Source organism: Methanoregula sp. (assembly GCF_041645475.1).
Lineage (GTDB): Archaea > Halobacteriota > Methanomicrobia > Methanomicrobiales > Methanospirillaceae > Methanoregula.
The window spans coordinates 79,988-98,620 of sequence record NZ_JBAZQA010000009.1 but is presented as its reverse complement, the minus strand read 5'-3'; the positions used below and the strand labels follow the sequence as shown (position 1 = coordinate 98,620).

The 18,633-nt window shown below is 56.9% G+C and carries 21 protein-coding genes; 7 read left to right on the top strand and 14 right to left on the bottom strand.

Annotated elements, in window-relative coordinates; genetic code table 11:
* Positions 1-69: 69 nt before the first annotated feature.
* On the top strand, positions 70-2,130 hold the full coding sequence (locus tag WC598_RS08905) for a sodium-translocating pyrophosphatase (RefSeq protein ID WP_372961137.1): 2,061 nt from the start codon (positions 70-72) through the stop codon (positions 2,128-2,130).
* A 184-nt stretch (positions 2,131-2,314) separates the two neighbouring features.
* Positions 2,315-3,127, top strand: coding sequence for a hypothetical protein (locus WC598_RS08900; RefSeq protein ID WP_372961136.1), 813 nt, complete (start codon positions 2,315-2,317; stop codon positions 3,125-3,127).
* A gap of 56 nt (positions 3,128-3,183) precedes the next feature.
* Here WC598_RS08900 and WC598_RS08895 read toward each other — a convergent pair whose 3' ends face one another.
* Both WC598_RS08895 and WC598_RS08890 read right to left on the bottom strand, forming a co-directional pair.
* The gene (locus WC598_RS08895) at positions 3,184-3,984 is read right to left on the bottom strand and encodes a hypothetical protein (RefSeq protein ID WP_372961135.1); all 801 of its coding nucleotides are present in this window, start codon (positions 3,982-3,984) and stop codon (positions 3,184-3,186) included.
* A 152-nt stretch (positions 3,985-4,136) separates the two neighbouring features.
* Entirely contained in the window at positions 4,137-4,319 is a 183-nt protein-coding gene (locus tag WC598_RS08890) for a YHS domain-containing protein (RefSeq protein WP_372961134.1), read from the bottom strand.
* On the opposite strand from WC598_RS08890, the gene WC598_RS08885 reads away from it, so the two are divergent.
* Together WC598_RS08885 and WC598_RS08880 are read left to right on the top strand one after the other, a co-directional pair.
* Positions 4,318-4,812 carry a hypothetical protein gene (locus tag WC598_RS08885; protein ID WP_372961133.1) on the top strand — a complete coding sequence of 165 codons (495 nt, stop codon included), beginning with the start codon at positions 4,318-4,320 and terminating at the stop codon, positions 4,810-4,812. The genes WC598_RS08890 and WC598_RS08885 overlap by 2 nt on opposite strands.
* A 33-nt stretch (positions 4,813-4,845) precedes the next feature.
* The gene (locus WC598_RS08880) at positions 4,846-5,349 is read left to right on the top strand and encodes a flavodoxin domain-containing protein (RefSeq protein WP_372961132.1); all 504 of its coding nucleotides are present in this window, start codon (positions 4,846-4,848) and stop codon (positions 5,347-5,349) included.
* 29 nt (positions 5,350-5,378) lie between these two features.
* On the opposite strand, the gene WC598_RS08875 is transcribed toward WC598_RS08880, so the two are convergent.
* The 4 genes from WC598_RS08875 to WC598_RS08860 all read right to left on the bottom strand — a co-directional run bounded on the left by WC598_RS08875 (position 5,379) and on the right by WC598_RS08860 (position 8,597).
* Complete coding sequence (locus WC598_RS08875) at positions 5,379-5,711, bottom strand: DUF1622 domain-containing protein (RefSeq protein ID WP_372961131.1); 333 nt, start codon at positions 5,709-5,711, stop codon at positions 5,379-5,381.
* A 364-nt stretch (positions 5,712-6,075) separates the two neighbouring features.
* Entirely contained in the window at positions 6,076-6,510 is a 435-nt protein-coding gene (locus tag WC598_RS08870) for a carboxymuconolactone decarboxylase family protein (RefSeq protein WP_372961130.1), read from the bottom strand.
* A gap of 159 nt (positions 6,511-6,669) precedes the next feature.
* The gene (locus tag WC598_RS08865; protein WP_372961129.1) at positions 6,670-6,924 is read right to left on the bottom strand and encodes a hypothetical protein; all 255 of its coding nucleotides are present in this window, start codon (positions 6,922-6,924) and stop codon (positions 6,670-6,672) included.
* Positions 6,925-7,004: 80 nt separating this feature from the next.
* A complete protein-coding gene (locus WC598_RS08860; protein ID WP_372961128.1) occupies positions 7,005-8,597 on the bottom strand; it encodes a PKD domain-containing protein in 1,593 nt (530 codons plus the stop codon).
* 140 nt (positions 8,598-8,737) lie between these two features.
* Here WC598_RS08860 and WC598_RS08855 point away from each other — a divergent pair, with 140 nt between their 5' ends.
* Entirely contained in the window at positions 8,738-9,586 is an 849-nt protein-coding gene (locus tag WC598_RS08855; RefSeq protein ID WP_372961127.1) for a hypothetical protein, read from the top strand.
* Between the two features lie 175 nt (positions 9,587-9,761).
* Here the strand turns inward: WC598_RS08855 and WC598_RS08850 are convergent, their stop codons facing one another.
* Positions 9,762-10,043: a M3 family metallopeptidase gene (locus tag WC598_RS08850; protein WP_372961126.1), complete on the bottom strand. Its 282-nt coding sequence runs from the start codon at positions 10,041-10,043 to the stop codon at positions 9,762-9,764.
* 35 nt (positions 10,044-10,078) lie between these two features.
* Positions 10,079-10,933: a winged helix-turn-helix transcriptional regulator gene (locus WC598_RS08845; RefSeq protein WP_372961125.1), complete on the bottom strand. Its 855-nt coding sequence runs from the start codon at positions 10,931-10,933 to the stop codon at positions 10,079-10,081.
* Between the two features lie 252 nt (positions 10,934-11,185).
* On the opposite strand from WC598_RS08845, the gene WC598_RS08840 reads away from it, so the two are divergent.
* On the top strand, positions 11,186-11,818 hold the full coding sequence (locus tag WC598_RS08840) for a hypothetical protein (RefSeq protein ID WP_372961124.1): 633 nt from the start codon (positions 11,186-11,188) through the stop codon (positions 11,816-11,818).
* 15 nt (positions 11,819-11,833) lie between these two features.
* A complete protein-coding gene (locus tag WC598_RS08835; RefSeq protein WP_372961123.1) occupies positions 11,834-13,120 on the top strand; it encodes a hypothetical protein in 1,287 nt (428 codons plus the stop codon).
* Between the two features lie 61 nt (positions 13,121-13,181).
* Here the strand turns inward: WC598_RS08835 and WC598_RS08830 are convergent, their stop codons facing one another.
* The 6 genes from WC598_RS08830 to WC598_RS08805 form a co-directional block, all read right to left on the bottom strand.
* Positions 13,182-14,378 (bottom strand): hypothetical protein, encoded by a 1,197-nt coding sequence (locus tag WC598_RS08830; protein ID WP_372961122.1) that lies wholly within the window; start codon positions 14,376-14,378, stop codon positions 13,182-13,184.
* A 280-nt stretch (positions 14,379-14,658) separates the two neighbouring features.
* Complete coding sequence (locus WC598_RS08825; RefSeq protein ID WP_372961121.1) at positions 14,659-15,225, bottom strand: nitroreductase family protein; 567 nt, start codon at positions 15,223-15,225, stop codon at positions 14,659-14,661.
* Between the two features lie 54 nt (positions 15,226-15,279).
* Positions 15,280-15,948, bottom strand: a complete 669-nt coding sequence (locus tag WC598_RS08820; protein ID WP_372961120.1) for a flavodoxin family protein — start codon at positions 15,946-15,948, stop codon at positions 15,280-15,282.
* 16 nt (positions 15,949-15,964) lie between these two features.
* Positions 15,965-16,747, bottom strand: coding sequence for a carboxymuconolactone decarboxylase family protein (locus WC598_RS08815; protein WP_372961119.1), 783 nt, complete (start codon positions 16,745-16,747; stop codon positions 15,965-15,967).
* A 45-nt stretch (positions 16,748-16,792) separates the two neighbouring features.
* Positions 16,793-17,806 carry an NADH:flavin oxidoreductase gene (locus WC598_RS08810; protein WP_372961118.1) on the bottom strand — a complete coding sequence of 338 codons (1,014 nt, stop codon included), beginning with the start codon at positions 17,804-17,806 and terminating at the stop codon, positions 16,793-16,795.
* A gap of 7 nt (positions 17,807-17,813) precedes the next feature.
* Entirely contained in the window at positions 17,814-18,632 is an 819-nt protein-coding gene (locus WC598_RS08805; protein WP_372961117.1) for a nitroreductase family protein, read from the bottom strand.
* Position 18,633: the final 1 nt, after the last annotated feature.

Here is an 18,633-nt window from a genome sequence, read left to right as displayed (position 1 = left end):
ATGTACCGGCTGCATGCTTCAGTGCAGGGTACAACCACCGGGATTTCCGGACAGCAGGGAGGTCATGGAATGATCGAAAACGTATTACTAATCGTGATTGCGATCTGTATCATCGCTCTGGCCCTTGCCGCAATCCTGACGCGTAATCTCCTCTCGCAGGATGAGGGTACGCCCAAGATGCGCGAGGTTGCCGATGCGATCCGGGTGGGTGCGGAAGCATTCATCAAGCGCCAGTACTCGACTATCGCCATTTTGGCCATCGTGTTTGCCTTTGTGCTCTACGGGGTGTATTATTTCACCAACCAGCAGTCGCTTGCCCTCTCAACGGCAGCTTCCTTTGTGGTTGGTGCAGCCTGCAGTGCAGTTGCCGGTGTCGTTGCCATGTGGATTGCCGTCAGGACAAACATCCGCACGGCGGCAGCAGCCCAGACCAGTGACGGGAAAGCACTTGATTTCTCGTTCCGCGGCGGGGCCATCTCGGGCCTGATCATCACCTCGATGTCGCTCCTGGGTGTCTCCCTGACGTACATTGCTCTCGGGGCAAACCCGCAGACCACCCCGTTCGTCATCATCGGCTTCGGTTTCGGTGCCTCGTTCGTGGCACTCTTTGCCCAGCTCGGTGGCGGTATCTACACCAAGGCCGCTGACGTAGGTGCAGACCTTGTCGGCAAGGTGGAAGCAGGTATTCCCGAAGACGATGTCCGGAACCCGGCCACCATTGCAGACCTCGTTGGCGACAACGTTGGCGACTGTGCCGGCCGTGGCGCCGACCTCTTCGAGTCCACCGCAGCCGAGAACATCGGTGCAATGATCCTCGGTGTCGCGCTCTTCCCCTTCTTCGGTGTGAACGGTATCCTCTTCCCCATCGTCATGTGTTCGCTCGGTCTCCTTGCGAGCATGATCGGTATCCTCTCTGTCAAGGGCAAAGACGGGGCCGACCCGATGGACGCCATGAACCGCGGGTTCTACATCACGGCAATCATCTCCGCGATCTTCCTCTTCTTCGGGGTCCAGTGGCTCCTTGGAACCGTTCCCGGGTGGATCAACTTCTTCTATGCCGGTCTCGTAGGAATTGTGCTCTCCGTGCTCTTCCTCAGGGTCACCCTGTATTACACCGACCACCACTACCGCCCGGTTCAGGAGATCGCTGACGCCTCCGAGACAGGAGCCGCAACCAACATCATCACCGGGTTCTCCGTAGGTCTTGAGACCACGGCAGTTCCGGCCATCCTCATCGGTCTCTCCCTCCTGATCTCCTACGGCTTCGGTACCTTAAGCGGCGTTCCGAACGGCGGACTCTACGGGACAGCAGTTGCAACCGTCGGTATGCTGATGGTCTGTGCTTACGTCCTCACCATGGACACCTTCGGCCCCATTGCTGACAACGCAGGTGGCATTGTCGAGATGAGCCAGGCCCCCCAGGAAGTCAGGAACCGCATGGACAAGCTCGATGCAGCCGGCAACACCACGAAGGCACTCACCAAGGGATACGCCATTGGCAGTGCATCACTTGCCGTGTTCCTGCTCTTCAACGCGTACATGGCTGACATTTCCAAGCTGACCGGCAAGGCATTCGAGGTCGTCAACCTGGCAAGCGTCCCGGTCTTTGTCGGGGCACTTCTCGGCGCCATGCTCGTCTTCCTCTTTGCGAGCCTCGCCATCCGTGCAGTCTCCAAGACCGCACAGTCCGTGATCAGCGCCGTCCGCATCCAGTTCAAGGACCCCGCAATCATGGCGGGAACCAAGAAGCCTGACTATGCAGCGGTCATCGACATCACGACCCAGGGTGCCTTAAAGAGCATGGTCCTCCCCGGTATCCTCGTGATCGGGTTCCCGATCATCATCGGTGTCACCATGAAGTACGAGGCCCTAGCCGGCTTCCTCATGGTAGGAACCATCACCGGCATCCTCCTTGCCCTTATCCTCAACAACAGCGGCGGGGCATGGGACAATGCCAAGAAATACATCGAGACCGGTGCCCATGGCGGCAAGAGGAGCGAGGCCCACAAGGCAGCCGTTGTCGGCGACACGCTCGGCGACCCGTTCAAGGACACTGCCGGCCCGTCGCTCCACGTGCTCATCAAGCTCCTTGCTACGCTGACGCTCGTGCTTGCGCCGATCTTTATCTAAATACATTTTTTCTCTTTCCTTAGCAGATCCCCGGTTCCACAGTTCTCTGCCGTTACGGTATCCGTATCAAAAGATCTTACCCGGTCGTGACAGGGGCTGAAATCCATACCCGGTCACCGGTTTCGCTCTTCACAGCCATGTGCCGGGGCCGCAATCATTTATGATCCAATGCCGGATAGTACTCATGGACCGGCAGGAACACATCCACATCATCAGCGCCGGCGACCGTATCCATACAGCGTACCCCGCGGTTCTCATGGAACTCCCTACCGTGACGCACACGTTCATCTTTGCTGAAAAAGAGGTCTACACCAACTCGGCCCGCGATGATATGAAGAAACGGACGTGGAAGTGCGCAATCCGCAATGCAATCGAAGAAGTGAACGCTCTCTCACGCTCCCGGCATATTGCCTGCGCCCTGGTCTGCATTGATGCCGCAACCTTCGATGCGATCCGGGACCCGGTGCTCGGTATCTTCAGCGAGCATCCCGATGCCCGGTATTCGTTCGATATCTCCGCCGGGTCAAAACGCCTCTCGCTTGGGCTCTTCTCAATGTCGCTCTGGGTTGAAGGAGACTCCTATTATGCCTTTGGTAATTCCCCTGCCCGGAGAGTGCCGGTGCCGACCCTTCCCTCAAAGAACCTGCCGGCCAACCCGCAGTATCTCGTGATCCTCACCATACTCTTCCGGAGCCAGGAACGCGGTAAGGGAGAGATTGCTCTTGTGCCAAAGGAGACCCTTTTCAATGAGGCGAAGGCCTGGCACATCCCGGCCCGTCATGGGGAGGAGGAACCGGGCAGCCGTGAGCTCACCCCTCCCGCCTTCTCCCGCCTTGTATCGGCACTGGTTGCGTGGAACCTTATCCGGGAGGAGACAGATCCGGAGAATGCCCATAAAAGACTGTACAGCATCACGCCGGATGGCGAGCTGGCCTTATTTGTCTATTCCGCCCGTATGAAGAGACGGGGGGTCGCTGAAACACCCGGTCTTTCGTGATCCCCCGGCAATTAAAAAAAACACTGATACCTGAGTAAACAACAAAAACCGGGCGGTTACTGCTGCCCCAGCCGTTTCTCATCCTCTGCAATCCATTGCTCCAGCTGACGGATGCCCTGCTCGATATCCCGGATCCGCATCTCTGTCTCCTCAAGCCGGGCTTTCGCGGAGGCAGTCTTTACGGGATCCACGCTCGTTGAGAGAAAAGTGAGGATATGACCCCTCCCGATCTGGAAATTCTCCAGCGCATTCTCAGCTTTTTTGCGCAGCTCATAGTTTCCTTCGAGATTCTTCCGGATACGGGATTCGGCCTTCGACTCCCGGCAGGGCTTTATCTCCCTGAGCTGCCCCCATGCCGCATCGTGCAGTTTCCGGATCTCCTGAATGCGGTCAAAACAGGTTTTCTTGTGCTTTGCAATCATCTCGTGCTTGAATTTCCCCAGAAGGTCGCTGGCATTTTTGAGTTTCTGCCCGCGTTCCACCAGGTCGTGAATGCCCGATGCGGGAGCACCGGGAGGGATCCGGGCCTCCTCTGCGAGCTTCATGATGGCATCAAAATGCCCCTGCGACAGGGATTCCAGGGAACCGTACTCGGTTTTCTGTTTCTCCTTGACCTCAACGCAGAGGGCATTGAACCGTTTCCAGAGCAGGTCCCGGTCATTCCGGGCAAGCGGTTTGAGCTCCTTGAAGAGCGCAGTAATGTGTTTGGCCTGGTTCCAGAAATCCTGGTACTTGGTAATGACCGGCAGATTATTCCGAATCGGTAAGGATAACGACCAGAGTTTCTTGTTCTCCAGGTCCAGGAGCTCTGCGTTGTTGTGTGCGCTTTTGAGCCAGGGATCATCTTCAGGTTTCATAAAAATCGCTCGTTGTTTGCCTCTGGATTATTGCATCTGTATCTGCCCGTGCAGATTTAAAACAGTATCCACTACCGGATCCCAAAAAAAACTTCAAACAGGATCAGGTAACCATATCCCGCATCAGCGAGGGTTGCCCTGCCAGGATTTTTTTATTGGATTTCTTTGAGGTTCACGCAGACGTCGTTGGAGATACGGGTATAGCGCCTCGTGTTCTCATCGAACTGCTTCTTGCACCAGTTGCAGCAGAAATAGTATTTCTGATCCTTGTGGACACTCGTGAACTTCGCATCGTCTTCATCAACGATCATCAGACATACGGGATCGGTTGCCATGTGGAAATTCTCCTCTCCTCAACATCTCTTCTGGATCGCCTATAAAGGAGTGGTATTTACTGCCGGGATCCGTATCGCATTTGCCGAGAGACCACACGGCCGGGCAGCAGAACGGCAGGAAACGAATTCCGAGTATTCATATAGGCTGGTCGTTCTGCCATTCATGGGGCAGGCACTCCATTACATCAGGATGCTCCGGGTCCAGGACTGGATCCTGGGCTACTTCTTCATCCCCATAATCGGGACCATTGCAGCGGCCGGTATCACCCCCGGTCTTCTCGTAACAGCAGTTGTCTCCTTTACCATCCTGGCGTTCACCTCATCATCGCCCTTGAGCTCTGGGTTCTTCTCGGGTCCCTTGCCCTCTTTGCCATCCCGGTCTTCCTGCTCAGAAACGAGATCCGGAAGGATTTTTTCCCGGGGCTACAGCAGGACACTGCGCCGGCATCGGCTGACAGGGAATAGCGGGGGGAGGCCCGGGGTTTTATCCTGACTGGCATCCCATTATCTTCACGGGAAAACGATCATGACTGCACGGGTACTTGTCGCATACGCAACCCGGAACGGCTCCACTGCCGAGATCGCGCAGGCGGTGGGCAGGGAGCTGGAAAAGAACGGGGCGGAGGTCACGGTTGCCGACATGAAGACCGTCGGGTCTCTGGAAGGATATTCCGCGGTTGTCATCGGGGGACCGCTCTACATGGGAAGCATGGACAAGCCGGTCAGGCTGTTTGTTGCAAAGTTCCTCGCGCAGCTGACCGAGATGCCCGTTGCTGCGTTTGCGGTTGGAATCGCTCCGCAGGATCCCAAACCTGAGGCAGTCGGATCTGCCATGGAAGCCCTAAGGAAGGCAATCGTCCCCCTCTCACCGGTCTCTTCCGTATTGTTCGCCGGTAAACTCGACCCGGCAAAAGTCAGTTTCCTGATGCGCAGGTTCATGGAGATGGCAAAGATCCCATCCGGGGATTTCCGCAACTGGGACGCGATTGCAGCCTGGGCAGACGGGCTTTTGGAAAAGATGCAGATCTGAGGGTCTGACCGGCCAGACGCCCTGAGGGGTTACTGGAGATTGAACTCCGCAGCCTCTTTTGAAAGGAAATAGCCGAGAACGGTCCGGATGATCACGACAACAGCCAGGTTGATGAGATCCTGCTCGGTAGGAGAGAGGAGCGTTGCAAGGATGTCGGCAGCGATCAGGAATTCAAGGCCGAAGACGATCTTGTCCGTGAAGTCCCGCCGGATCTGGTTGTAGGTGCAGGCGGATCTGGAGATCCCGCGGAGGATCACCCGTATTAGCGCCCGGAACCCCCCGAAGATGATAAGAGCGGCACCGGCAATCCCGAGAAGGTACGCACACAGGGTGATGATTACGGAAACTGCCGGTATATCCATGAAGAGACAGGATCCCCAAACCACATCAACCTTGGGTCACCTGCCCCAAAGGCCCGGGCCGGGAAAACATTATACCGCCCGGGGATTCAGTGTTTGCTGGAGATCCCCGTAATGATACGAACAGACTGCCCCTGCCCGAATCGCACCTGCAAACGGCACACGCTGTGCAACGATTGCGAAGCTTCCCGGGTGGCAAAAGGTATGCTCCCGTTCTGCAAGCGGCCAAAACGTTCCTGGTGGGGGAAGATCCGGAAATTTTTTTCAGCGAAACGCGACCGTTCCCCCAGGTAAAGGCAGGCCCGGGGTGACCAGCCCGGATCAAGGATACAACAATCTGCCCTCCCGGAACGTGCCGGGAGGAAGATCAGGGGGTTTGCTGGTTTTCCCGCGTCTGGCGGTTCTCTTTGGGCAATGCATCCGAAAGCCCGCGGAGAGCGGGTGCCAGCACCCGGGTCTTTCCGACAAGCGCTGCTATCAGGATCGTGTCATAGATCTCGTCCCGGCTGGCCCCTTCCTTTGCCGCTGCACGGATGTGGACCTGCATACAATATTCCGCACCCGCACTTGCCGCCGCTGCCAGGGCCACGAGCTCGGCAGTCTTCGAAGACAGGTGGGCCGGCCGGCAGACCATCTCGTCCGCAATCGAGGAGAGGGCAAAGTACTCCGGCCGTTCCCGCAGAACGGGCAGGATATACGGCATGCAGCCAAGCATCTTTTGCGTATCTGCAAGGATATCGTCGCTGATGGCATCTGCACGGGAAAGGAAGTCATCCAGTACTTTCTGGTTCTCGCGTCTCATCCGCTCACTCCGTACAATCGGTCCATATCTTCCGTGTTGGTGCAAAACGGCATAAAGGAGCCGGAACCGGATGATCACCAAAAAAAAGCTCCGCGGATAACCGCTCCGCCGCACGGGCCAGCCGGATACAGGTTGTTGGTTATGCGGGAAGCCGGGATATTATGCGCTCTTTTCCCGGACAACCAGGTACATCCCGGCAAGGGCGGCAAGAACCGCCACGATATTCAGTATTGCGATGATGTCGGTCGATACACCAATCGAGCCCAGATAGTCAAAGGCCGCAAAGATCAAAAACGTGACGGCAAAGAGATAGGCGTACGGTTTTTTCCGGCAATATCCTGCATAGACCCCCAGAATAAAAACGACCAGTTCGAGGATTATTGCAAAAGGAGTCAGGATCGCAGAATATGTCATACAAAAGGATAGATTGGAGGAAATATGAATCTGGCGGCAGACAATACAGAGAAATCCGCGTTTCCCTGATCCATAATCAATCAGCTCCGGACCTCAAATCCGCCCTTCAGCGTGCAGCTCCTGCCATCGGGGTTGGTGACGATCACGTCCCAGTCTCCCGGATCGGCACTTCCCGGAACATGGAGGTCGAAGATGAGGTGCGTGGGACGGAGAACCTTGACCCACTCGCCTTCGATATCCTTCTCACCGGCGTGTCGTAGGGTGACCCGGGTTGTCCCTGCCTCAACAAAGCCGGTTCCTTCCAGATCCACATCCGTGTGGGACTGCCCGTGCCGGAGGTTGTCCGGCCATACCCACGAGATCGTTGGGGGCAGGGTGGAGCTGGAAACCGTGATATACCCCTGCCGCGTCAGGATCCCGCTTTTGCCACCGGCATTTGCTGACTGGAGTGTCACGGTGTAACTCCCGGGTTTTGTATAGGTGTGCACCGGGTTCTGCAGGGTAGTACCGGTTGTATCCCCGTCGCCAAAGTCCCACGACCACGTTGTCGGGTTGTTGGTCGAAGTATCCGTAAAGGCAACCGTGAGCGGCGCGGTTCCAGAAACCGGAATCGCGGAGAAGCCGGCCACCGGCAGGGGCAGGTCCTGCACGGTAATGTAGCCGGGTTTTATCGCGGTATCCGATCCCCCGGCACCCGACGCGGTGAGTTTTACCGTGTAGGTGCCGCTATTCCTGAAGATATGCACCGGGTTCCTCTGCGAAGAGTTCGCAGTAACCCCGTCACCAAAATCCCAGAGAAGGGTTTGTGCATCCGGACCGGATGTATCGGTGAACTGCACTGCAAGGGGGGCCGGACCCGAGACCGGTGTTGCAGCAAAATCCGCCCGGATAATTCCCCGGACGCACCCGGGATACGTGAACGTGTCGGCACCGCCGGTTGCATTGGTAACCTTCAGGCTCACAGTATATTCTCCGGTTTTCAAATAGAGGTGGGACGGGCTCTGTTCGTCCGTTGTAGAACCATCACCGAATGTCCAGTACCACGAGGTGACCGGGCCGGTCGATGCGTCGGTGAACCAGACCGAAAACGGAACAATACCTTCTGCAGGATCGCGGGTAAAAGCGGCTTTCACCGGCCCGGGAGACGGGGGAAGGGTGGGGGTGGGGGTTGGTACCGGGGCGGGGGATGACCCTTCGGCATTCCCCCACGTTGCAAGGAGGAGCTGCGAGGTTTCATCCACGAGCCGGACTGCCACCTGCCCGGCAGGAACGGACCCTGCCGACGCCGATGCGAGATCGACCGGGTTGTCCGTTATCCGGTACGCATCGGGTCCTTTGAAGAGATAGAGGGTGGTTCCCGGGCTGAACTGGTCCACCCCCGGGAGCGGCCGGGCCCGGTAACTTCCCTCCGGGGTGTCGATATAGACGCCCATCTCGTTATAGTGCAGCTTGGGCACGTTGAGGTAGATGACGTCGCCACCCCGGTTGGAGATATCGATCACATCTTTCCCGCTGATGGTCTGGGCGCTGATCTTCGGGGCGATCAATGTCGGCTTGGTGAGGTTCGACAGCATGCCGGATGAGAGGATAAAGACCAGCGCAGCCATCACAATCACGAGAGAGATTATGAGGATGACAGCAGCCATCTCGTTGAGTGCGCGATCATCATCCATGGGTTGTGTAGAGTATCCCTATGATGGTATAAAACCCTGACTTTGAAGAGGATAAGGTCAGGCAGAAGCCAGGACAACACACTGAGTATAATCCATTTTTTATCCAGCAGACATTTATAATTGCAATCCGGACGCTGATCATGGCCGGGCGGGAGCATGTCCATATCATCAGTGCGGGAGAGGGGATCTACGAGGCGTATGCGGCAACCCTCCGCAACCATCCCGATATTACGCACCTGTTCGTCTTTGCCGACGTGGAACTCTACACGAACAACGCCCGGGACGAAGAGGCGGTCCGGGCAGGGAAGGATGCTGCCCGGGAAGCGGTGAACAAAGTCAAAGCTCTTGCTCCATCACTCAACGTCCCCGCATCGCTCGTCTACGTCACTCCCCCGGCGGACAACTCGGCCCGCGATGCTATCCTGAAGATCAAAAAAGACCATCCCCATGCATGGTTCTCATTCGATCTCTCTGAGGGATCGAAGGATATGGCTCTTGCCCTCTTCACTCTCGCGCTCTGGGTTGAGGGGGAGGCCCGCTACTCGTTTGCCGGGCGGGGAGGTGAGGCGGTCCAGGCAAAAATTCCGGTACCAAAGGCTCCCGTGGAGAGCGTTGCGGCAAACCCGAATTACATCAAAATCCTCCAGACCCTGTACCGCCCGCAAAAAGAGGGGGAGCCTTTTGCCCGGGTAGTACCCCGGTCCTATCTCTTCCTCCAGCTCTCGGGATTCTATGTGCCGGTGCGGAAGAAAGGGGTGAAGGTTGCACCGAACAGAGCGGGAAAGACCGATCTGTTTACCGGGAAGAGGGCGGTGCTGCACGAGCTGAGCCAGGGAACATTTTCGAATATCCTCAGGACCATGACCTCACTGGATCTCATAGAGGAAATGACAGGGCCGGGCAACAGCCGGAAGGAGAAATTCTACCGGATCACCCCATGCGGGGAGCTGGCTTTGCAGCTTGCCCTGCTCAAACCGCATACACCGTGAGTGACATGTACATCCAATAATCGCATGTACATGCGTTTATCACATGTACATGTGATAAAAAACCCGGTCCCCACGCCGGACAAATTCATCGGGGGGGTGGGGAGCCACCTTCAGGGAAAGCGGATGGGGGCAGGTCACTTTTTTGTTGAGGGGCATGGACCCCCCCTCAGGGGTATCAGAAAGAGTACGAGGTCACAGCAGAAGCCCGCGACATATTGATCCCGATCTGCCGGTACAGCGCATCCGCCCCGGGCTCCTTTCCGAGGAAATTATGGAGGAGCACCGTGCCATCCTTCATATTGCCCAGACTGAGGATCTCCTGCCGGAACTTCAGACTGGTGGCCTGGCTGGTCATCCCGTAGCGCTTGAATGTGTCAACGATATTAAGCGCATCGTACAGGTCGCACCGGGAATACGCAGACGTGAAGAATGTCGCGGATGCCGCATCGGCGGTCATCCCTCGGCAGAAACCGGGGGATCGGGGGATAAAAACTATGGATGTGTACAGGCCGGTTCTGCCTGTATGCCAGAAATCTCCGGACAGATATCCGTTAAACGATTTCCCGGGTTACGGGTTTCGCCAATCTTCCGGAGCGATCTCCCGGCTTCGGGGGTCAGGCTGACCCGGTTGGCCCTGCCGGAGGATTGTATCGTTACTATCTCCTCGCAATGAAGCCGGTTTATCCGCCAGGAGATTACCGAGGGGGAGCGGTCAACCCCGCTTGCGATCTCCTGCTGGGTGGAGATCCTGTGGATAAGCAGGTAGGACAGGATCGCCCGGTCCGTTTCATCTCGGTAACGGCAGGCAACCTGTTTATCCCGCTCACGGGTGGACAGTCCGGCCGGCACATACCGCGTGTAGACGCCATCGCGGACGCAGGAGATCTTCCCGTTGAGGACGAGGGTTGCGAGATGGTAGCGGAGTGTCCCCCGGTTGATTCCCGTCTGGTCGCGGAGAGCATTGAAATGACTGCCGGGTTCTTGTACGATGGCCCGGAACACTTTCTCCCGGTTCGGGAAGCCGAGAACGGTCCTGTCGGAGATGAGCCGGAAGTTGAAGTAGAACCCAAGGCAGAAGCCCCAGAGCAGGAGAAGTCCGGCCGGGCGGACAAGTACAGGTGAGAGAGAGTGGACCAGGTGGAGGAAGAGATCGACAGGCCGCATCTGCCACCGGGGAACCGGTATCCCGCTCCCGTCAACACCAAAGAGGGGGATATAAACCAGTTCGAGAAGACAGAACCCGAGGAAGAGGCCGCAGGCCGCAAGAGTGAGGTACTGGCGGGTGTTCGCAGGGATGGACGTGCCGGTTTCCGCACCCTTCCCGCCTTCCACATCCCGCTCTTTCATAATAACAATCTATCCGGGGATTATTATAAATTTTTCCGGCGGCATTATTCCCGCGATCGTTCGGATCCCGGCACAGAGATCGTTTATAGATCCATTTCGTATAAGAATCCGGGGACATGCAGATGTGCCCCCGAATTGTGGGCAGCATAGTACAGTTTTACCTCTGTGATATGCGAAGCTGCCCGGTCTTTTGGCCTTACACAATCCGTACATGAAGAGCGGATGCTGTCGTTGGCCGAAAGGAGATGACACATGACAACAATGAAACAATCCAAATTGGGCGCGGTAATTCTTGTGGCGCTCCTCCTTGCATGCGCACTGGTTGTTACGGTGAGTGCAGCGGAAGAGAAGAACGTCGTGAGAACCGTAGCCGGTGAAGCGCAGTTGAAAACAATCAATGAACTCTACGGCAAGGACATCACGGTCCTTGATTACATGGAGAAAGTGCATCCCGAACACCTGGCAGGGGTCAAGGATTCCATAAAGGAGAACATGGCCGCACAGACGATGAAGTGGTGGGGCAGGGAACCGTCCGTGACGGATGTATCTGCTGACCGGATAGTACGTCCGCTGAGGGCAACCGTCATGGTAACGGCTTCAGGGTATAAGGTGGACTACCGGACGATACGCTATTCCGGAACGTGTAGATCAAGTATCAGCAATCCTTCCTATATCTACGTAGATGCCGCACTGATCAATTCCCAGACAGGACAGACAGAGGCATCCACTTCAGTGAGCTCCAGTGCAGGAATCAGCCAGGTCTCTGCCCAGCAAGATAAGCTATATCCCGCAAACGGCCAGTATTATACTCATGCGTGGGGATATACAGCGAGCCCGAACTATGCCGAGGATGAGGATACTACACCGGTGTTCATATTCCCCTAACTTTTTTTCCGTGATATGAAGTCCTGGAGTTCCCCGATCCTGCAGGGTATTCTTCTCATCGGCCTCTTTTTCATCCCGGCAGCATTTGCAGCAGAGAACCCTGACGGAGGAGCTGAAACCGTTCTCTTCACTATTGCCGGAGAGCCGCACTCCATGACCTTTGACGGGGACCGGCTCTTCTGGATCCAGGATAATAAATACCTGAATGCTCCTGAACGGGGATGCTACGTATACACTATCAGTGACAGGTCAAAAAAACAGGTTTACCGGACGGGTCCCCGGCGGGATATTACCGGCCCGGTTCCAGCAATAACGGAAATTCCCAAAGGGCAGTCCATCTCCGGAGACCGGGTAGTATATCCTGAATACGGGATCATGCTGATGAATATCACGACCGGATTGACCGTCCAGCTCACCAACCAGGATGATTCCACCCTTCCCGTATCAGCACTGAGGCATAATGACAACCCCTGGATCGACCGGGACCGGGTGGTCTGGACCGAGCACGACCCGGATTCTCCCGGTACGAAGGGACGGATCGTCCTCCTCAACCTGACCACAGGGAAGAGATATTACCTGCCGGCCGGTTCACCGGGCAACCAGAGTCTTCCACGGATAGCCGGGGATTTCGTTCTCTGGGTGGACGGCCGCAACGAGGGCAGAGATAATCCGGATCTCTATCTCTTCGATCTCAACACCGGGACAGAAACCCGCCTCACCCGGCCAAGGATGCTCCTCGGGACCCCTTATCTCCAGGAAGACCAGGTCCTATGGGCAGAGAAGATCGACGGGATCGTAACCATCATTCATTACACGATCTCAACCGGGACCCGGACCGTTACCGGGTCGGGATCCCTGCATGAGGGGCATACCCCCCAGCTCTCCGGCAACCGGGTTGCCTGGCTGCAAGCCGAGAATCCCCTGGATGTCAGGGAACAGAGATCGGCAATCACCGTAATGGACCTGGTCACCGGTGAAAAAAACCGGATAACGCCATTCAGGTATGGCTTATCCTCCCCGGTGATTTCCCGTGATCGTATCATCTATACCCGGGGTGCCGGTGAAAATATCTTCGCGGAACCCCGGGAGGTCGTGCTCGTTTCCCTTGCCCCGCCCACGGTACCCTCTGAAAATACAACCCGGACCGGAGCCGGCAATAGAACCTCCTCTTCCCCACCAGACCGGAAAACAGCACTCCCCCCCCGGACAACACCGTCGGCATTGCCCGGCTTTTCAGGTGTGCTTCTCATCATCGGTCTTGCGGCAGGTGCAATCCTGCATGGAGTCCGGAAAAACGGGTGAAAGGGAAACCGCATACACTTGTTTTTCCGGATCCCTTCACTCCCGTGTAAAATGAATTGCCCTAATGCCGGTAATACAAATCCAGGAGGGTCCCGTTCTGCGCATCCACCCATCCGGTTCCCGGGTTCGGCCACTGTTGTGACCTGATAACTGCATCGTCGAACTGTACCTTCCAGGCAAGAGGGATATCCCCGGGCGCCGGGATGATTTGATCCGGGTTGTGATAATCCATCCACCGGAGATCCGCAGAGATGATGGTAAGGCTGCCGGCAGACGCGGGATAGCGTTTCCGGGCTTCCCGTTCCACGAGACCAGCCGCTGCCTCGCGGGAAATGGCAGGGGGGGACATTGAAACAACCGCGTTTTCAGGAAGTATCCATTGTTTCGAATATCTCGTAACCTTCCCGGTTACCGAATCAACCGTGACGACAAGGCTGTCGCTGTCACAGGGCACGTTTCGGATGATCCTCGTATAGACAACAACGTATTTCCCGGCAATTTTTTCACCGGGCATACCCAGCGGATCCAGCCTGGCATCGGTCTGCGCAACGGGTAATACACCGTTTCGGTTTCGGATTTCCCGCTCGGCTATGATTTTTGCCGCATCAAGGGAGATTGAAGGGTTTGCAGGACGGTCTTTTCGCAGGACGGGAAAGGCGTACCACTTCAGATCGCCCGTGTCTGCCGCAAGGCCGCCCTGGACAAGTTTTTCATCGCCCTGCATCAGGGTAAATTCCCAGCCAAGGGCGTATTGTGATCCATCGGAAAACCTGATCTTGACCCTGTCGGGGGACAGGTGCGGGAATGCATTCCTTGCAAACTCCTTCGCCTGCTCAACAGAGATCCTGGCGCTTTCCTGGGCCGGGCTGTAATAATCCCCGGTAGTTGCATCGATGAACACTGTTTCGTTTTGTTCAGCAACCAATCCCTCAACAGGTGCCAGGTCTATTTCATAGAGCGGGGTTTTCGCATAACGATCGGTCAGGGCGATTCTGGCGACAGAATACGCCGGTCGGTAATAATCCTCCCGTACAAGAGTAATTGCCTGCTCCTGAGATATTTCCGGCGGGAGGGATGAGACCATGGGCCGGGTATCCGATGCGGTTATTACCGGAATGGTTGTTCCGGTTTCCGCAGGATTGCCGCTGACCGGGGTGGACGTGTACGGGCTTAAGGATGGGTACACAATGAAAACACCCGTTTCGATGAGGACAATGAGTGCCATTCCCAGAAATGCAAGACCCAGGATCCAATTCACGGTAATTCCTGTTTTTTTCGTAGCGATCTCTCCTCCACGAGGCGCGTGAGCCCGGATAAACGGAGGGCAGGCTCATATAAACGATCTCTGTGCCGGGATCCGAACGATCGCGGGATCTGGTTGGCAAAAAAGTGAGGAAAGCTAACGATATTCGCGTGCAGAGGGGGGGTACCAACAGGTTTGAGATCTCATCCTCCCTGCCGGGTATTCCATTCTGGCAGAGCAGTTCTGACGAGCCCGTACTCTTTTCCGGGTATCCTTCACGATCAGTCTCTTTCCGTTACCGGACCCATGTCACCTTCGGCGCGTTTTTGTCGTGGGCTTCGGGTCTCTCTTCGGGATACCCGAAGACGATCGTGCCGACCGGGCTGAAGCCCTCCGGGATCCGGAACCCTGCCATGATCTCCCTGTTGTCATACGCCACTTCCGTTGACCCGACCCAGCAGCTGCCGATGCCGAGCGCATGGGAGGCGAGCATCATATTCTCTGCGCAGAGCGAGCAGTCGATCTCCCGGAACCGGCTGCCGGTCTTCCCGATGACCAGGATGACGGTCGGGGCATGATAATAGATCGAGTATCCCGGGCTCTCCAGCAGGGCCCGGAACGCATCCGACATCCCGTCATGGGCATTCTTCATGTGCGAGACCATGAGGGGTTTGCAGTAGTCCGATACCCGGTCCAGAACCGTCTGGTCCTGCACAACGACAAACGCCCACGGCTGGAGGGCGAGGGCGGACGGGGCATAGGTCCCCGCCCGGATGATCGTTTCCAGAACCGCATCGGGGATCTGGCGTTTCTCAAATTTCCTGACACTGCGGCGTGTCATGATGGCTTCGATCGTTTCCATGATTCTTTCCTCCTTTTTTATCATCGGTTGTACGTTACGTAATGGTTTCTTACCTTAACATCCGGCCGGTTGTCCGCCGGTTTTTACCAGCCGTGCACCCAGTTCATATGCCCGTTTGCAGTCCTGCGGGAAGACCTCCCGGTGCCGCTTCCGCCGCACCTCCGGGTCAGCGTAACTGAAGACCACCTTGTCGTAGTCCTCGAACTGGAGCGTCTCGAACGAGAAGAGCGATTCCGCCTGCCCGAAAGTCCGGGCAAGGACGCCTTCATTGAGGCCGATATGCACAGGATACTGGTGCTCTTTCATCTGTTCTTCGGACACGTTCATCGTGTAGATGAAGGCCGTGGACATCTTCCGCGCAAAGAGCGATGCCGGTGGCCAGGTATACATGAGGTACGGAAACATCAGCCGTTCCATGAAGGAGCGCATCTCCCCGGTCACCGTGCCAAAATAGAACGGCGAGCCGAGGATGAGCGCGTCCGCCCGGGCGATCCTGTCGAGCACGGGAGTGAGATCGTCCTTCATGGCGCACTTCCCGTAACTCTTCCCGCCTTTGAGTTTACAGGCAAAGCAGCTGGTGCAGCCCTTGAAATCCAGATCGTAGAGGTGGACCAGTTCGGTCTTTGCCCCCTTACCGGCAGCCCCGTTCAGGGCGTGTTCGAGCAGCGTTGCGGTATTCCATTTCTTTCGCGGACTTCCGTTGATGGCAATAACTGTTCCCATAGTATTTCTCCTGTGATCACGTCTCTTCCTTTAAGGTGCTGGCAACCTCGCGGGTTGCAAGGATGCCGTTGAGTGCTGCCGGGAACCCGGCATAGATGGAGATGAGCAGCATGATCTCGATGATCTCTTCCTCGGAGAGGCCAGCCCGGAGCCCGCCCCCGATATGGAACCGGAGCTGCGAGGGAGCGGTTCCTTTTGCAGCGAGTGCAGCTATGGTTGCCACCTGCCGGTTCCGGATCGGCAGGATGCCCCGGGCATAGATATCACCGTAGCCGAACTCGATCACGTACCGGGTGATATCCGGGTTTACCGGGTCGAAGGTCTCTTTGAGTACCCGCTCCTGGTCCGGCGCGATCTGCGAGAGCAGTTTCTTCCCGCGTTCGTACCTGCCCCCGGAGCCGGCATGGACGGAGGCTGTTGAGAGCGTCCGCCCGGTCTCCCTGAGAACTTCCAGGAGTGTCCCCATGCCATTCAGGGTTGCCGGGAACCCCGCGTACCCGCACATATGGATGATCACTTCACGGATCTCCTCGGGCGTACAGCCGACATGGAGAGCAGCATGGATGTGGACTTTGAGCTGGGGGGCGGCCGTGCCCATCGCGGTCAGGGCAGCCACAACTGCCTGCTCTTTGGTTCTGTTATCGAGAACTTCCCGGGCATAGATCTCCCCGAACGAATATTCGATCAGGTACCGGGCAAGGTCCGGGCAGACGGCGTTCAAGATCTCTTCCACCTTAACGCCGGCTTCTCCATCGATCTCAAGCAGTTTTTTCCTTCCGATTGTTGCGTAGTCTGTCATGAATTCACCAAAAAATCCGGGTCTGTAATTCGTCCCATACCGGGGTTATTCCCTGAACGGGCAGACATTTCCATCCGGCTGTTTCCTGCAGGCATCGCAGGAGAGGCATTCGGCCGGGCGGTCCGGGTTGTTTCTCCAGTAACCGGCAAGGTCCGGCTGTCTCAGGAACGGGCGGGAGAGAGAGAAATACCCGATACCCGCAGTGTTCAATAACCCGGTCAGCACCGATGGCGTCCGGTTAAGACCTACCAGGATTGCCGGAACACCCGTGATCCGCGAGATCTCCGCAGCATAATCGCGGAAGACCGATTCCTCATAGGGCATGCCATGCGGAGGAAACGGCATCTGGCTGATCCCGCCGGATACCTCGATGGCACTGATCCCGTCTTCTGCCAGCTGCCGGCAGGCAAGCTGGCAGGCATCCCAGACACCATCCTCCTCTTCGAAATCCGAGCAGTTGATCTTGACAAGGAGGGGATAGTTCGCACCGGTCCTCGCCCGGATCTCGCATGCAATCTCAAGGAGGAAGCGTACCCGGTTCTCCACCGTCCCGCCATACTCATCGGTTCGTGTATTTCTCTTATCATTCAGGAACTGGCTGAGAAAATACCCGTGAGCTGCGTGGATCTCCACGCCGTCAAAACCGGCCCGCTGTGCCCGTACCGCTGCCTCCCCGAATCCCTTGACAATGGAATGGATATCCTCCCGGGAGGGATCTGACGGGGTCCAGAAAGCCCCGTTCCTGCCGGGAAACACGAGCTGCATAACGATGGGGGCACCGGCATCGTGCACGGTCTGAACAAGCTCGTTATACACAGGAACAAAAGTATCATCGGGGATTGAGAGCATGCCGGGGACGCGGGTTGCATCGCTGGTGATCGTAGTCGCGCTCGTAATGATCAGACCCACCCCGCCATCAGCTAATTCCCGGTACACTTCAATGAGCCTGGGGGTCAGACGGCCACTCTCATCGGCCATGGCTTCCCAGGTGGCTGAGCGGATAAGCCGGTTCCTGAGATGGATCGTCCCTATGCAGGTCTCATCGAAGAGGGATTTCATGGAATCCCTACTGCCACGTTACGTTCAGCGGCTTCCGGCGGGGAAGACCGTACACCTTGTACTGCGGGTGGCCGAACATCAGGGCATAGGCGCTCTTCCGCCCGTTGGGTATACCGAGCTCCTCCTGGAGCGGTTCGTACGAGGTGGCCGCCATTGCAACGAACCCGGCCCAGCAGGTGCCAATCCCATACGCCGGAGCCGCGATATCGAAATGCGTGAGGGCGATGATCGCATCGGTCTGCGCAACCGGGTTGTTTTCTGGTATCGTTGCAAAGAGCAGGTGCGGGGCGCCGCGGCAGATAACATCGTACCCGGCTTCAAAGGGCTTGATCAGCATCGGAACGTAACCGCTCATCGGGTGCGTGGAGTTGATGAGTGTCTTCATCCATTCGACCGTCAGGCCGGCGATCCTCTTCACCTTTGCCGGGTCGTAGACAACGATCCACTCCACCGGCTGCCCGTTGCCTCCCGATGCAGCGTACCGGGCGATATCGAGGACTTCGAGAATCTTTTCCTTTGGTACCGGGTCCTTTGTGAAGCGCCGGACAGAACGGCGTTTCTTTAAGCAGAATGCCATGTCATCCGGCGTAATGGTGCCGGCACCGGCCGGCAGAGATACCTTCTCGTCCGGGCGATCGTTCAGAAGGAGCGCCTGCGAGGGGCAGAACGCCTCGCAGTGCCCGCAGTAAATGCACATGCCGGCTTTGGTCTCCGGAACTTTTGGCAGGGTGTTCTCATCAGCGGGGTCAATGAGCCCCATTGTACAGACATTCGAGCAGATCCCGCACCGGGTGCAGAGATCCTGGTCAACAAGTATCGTGATCATG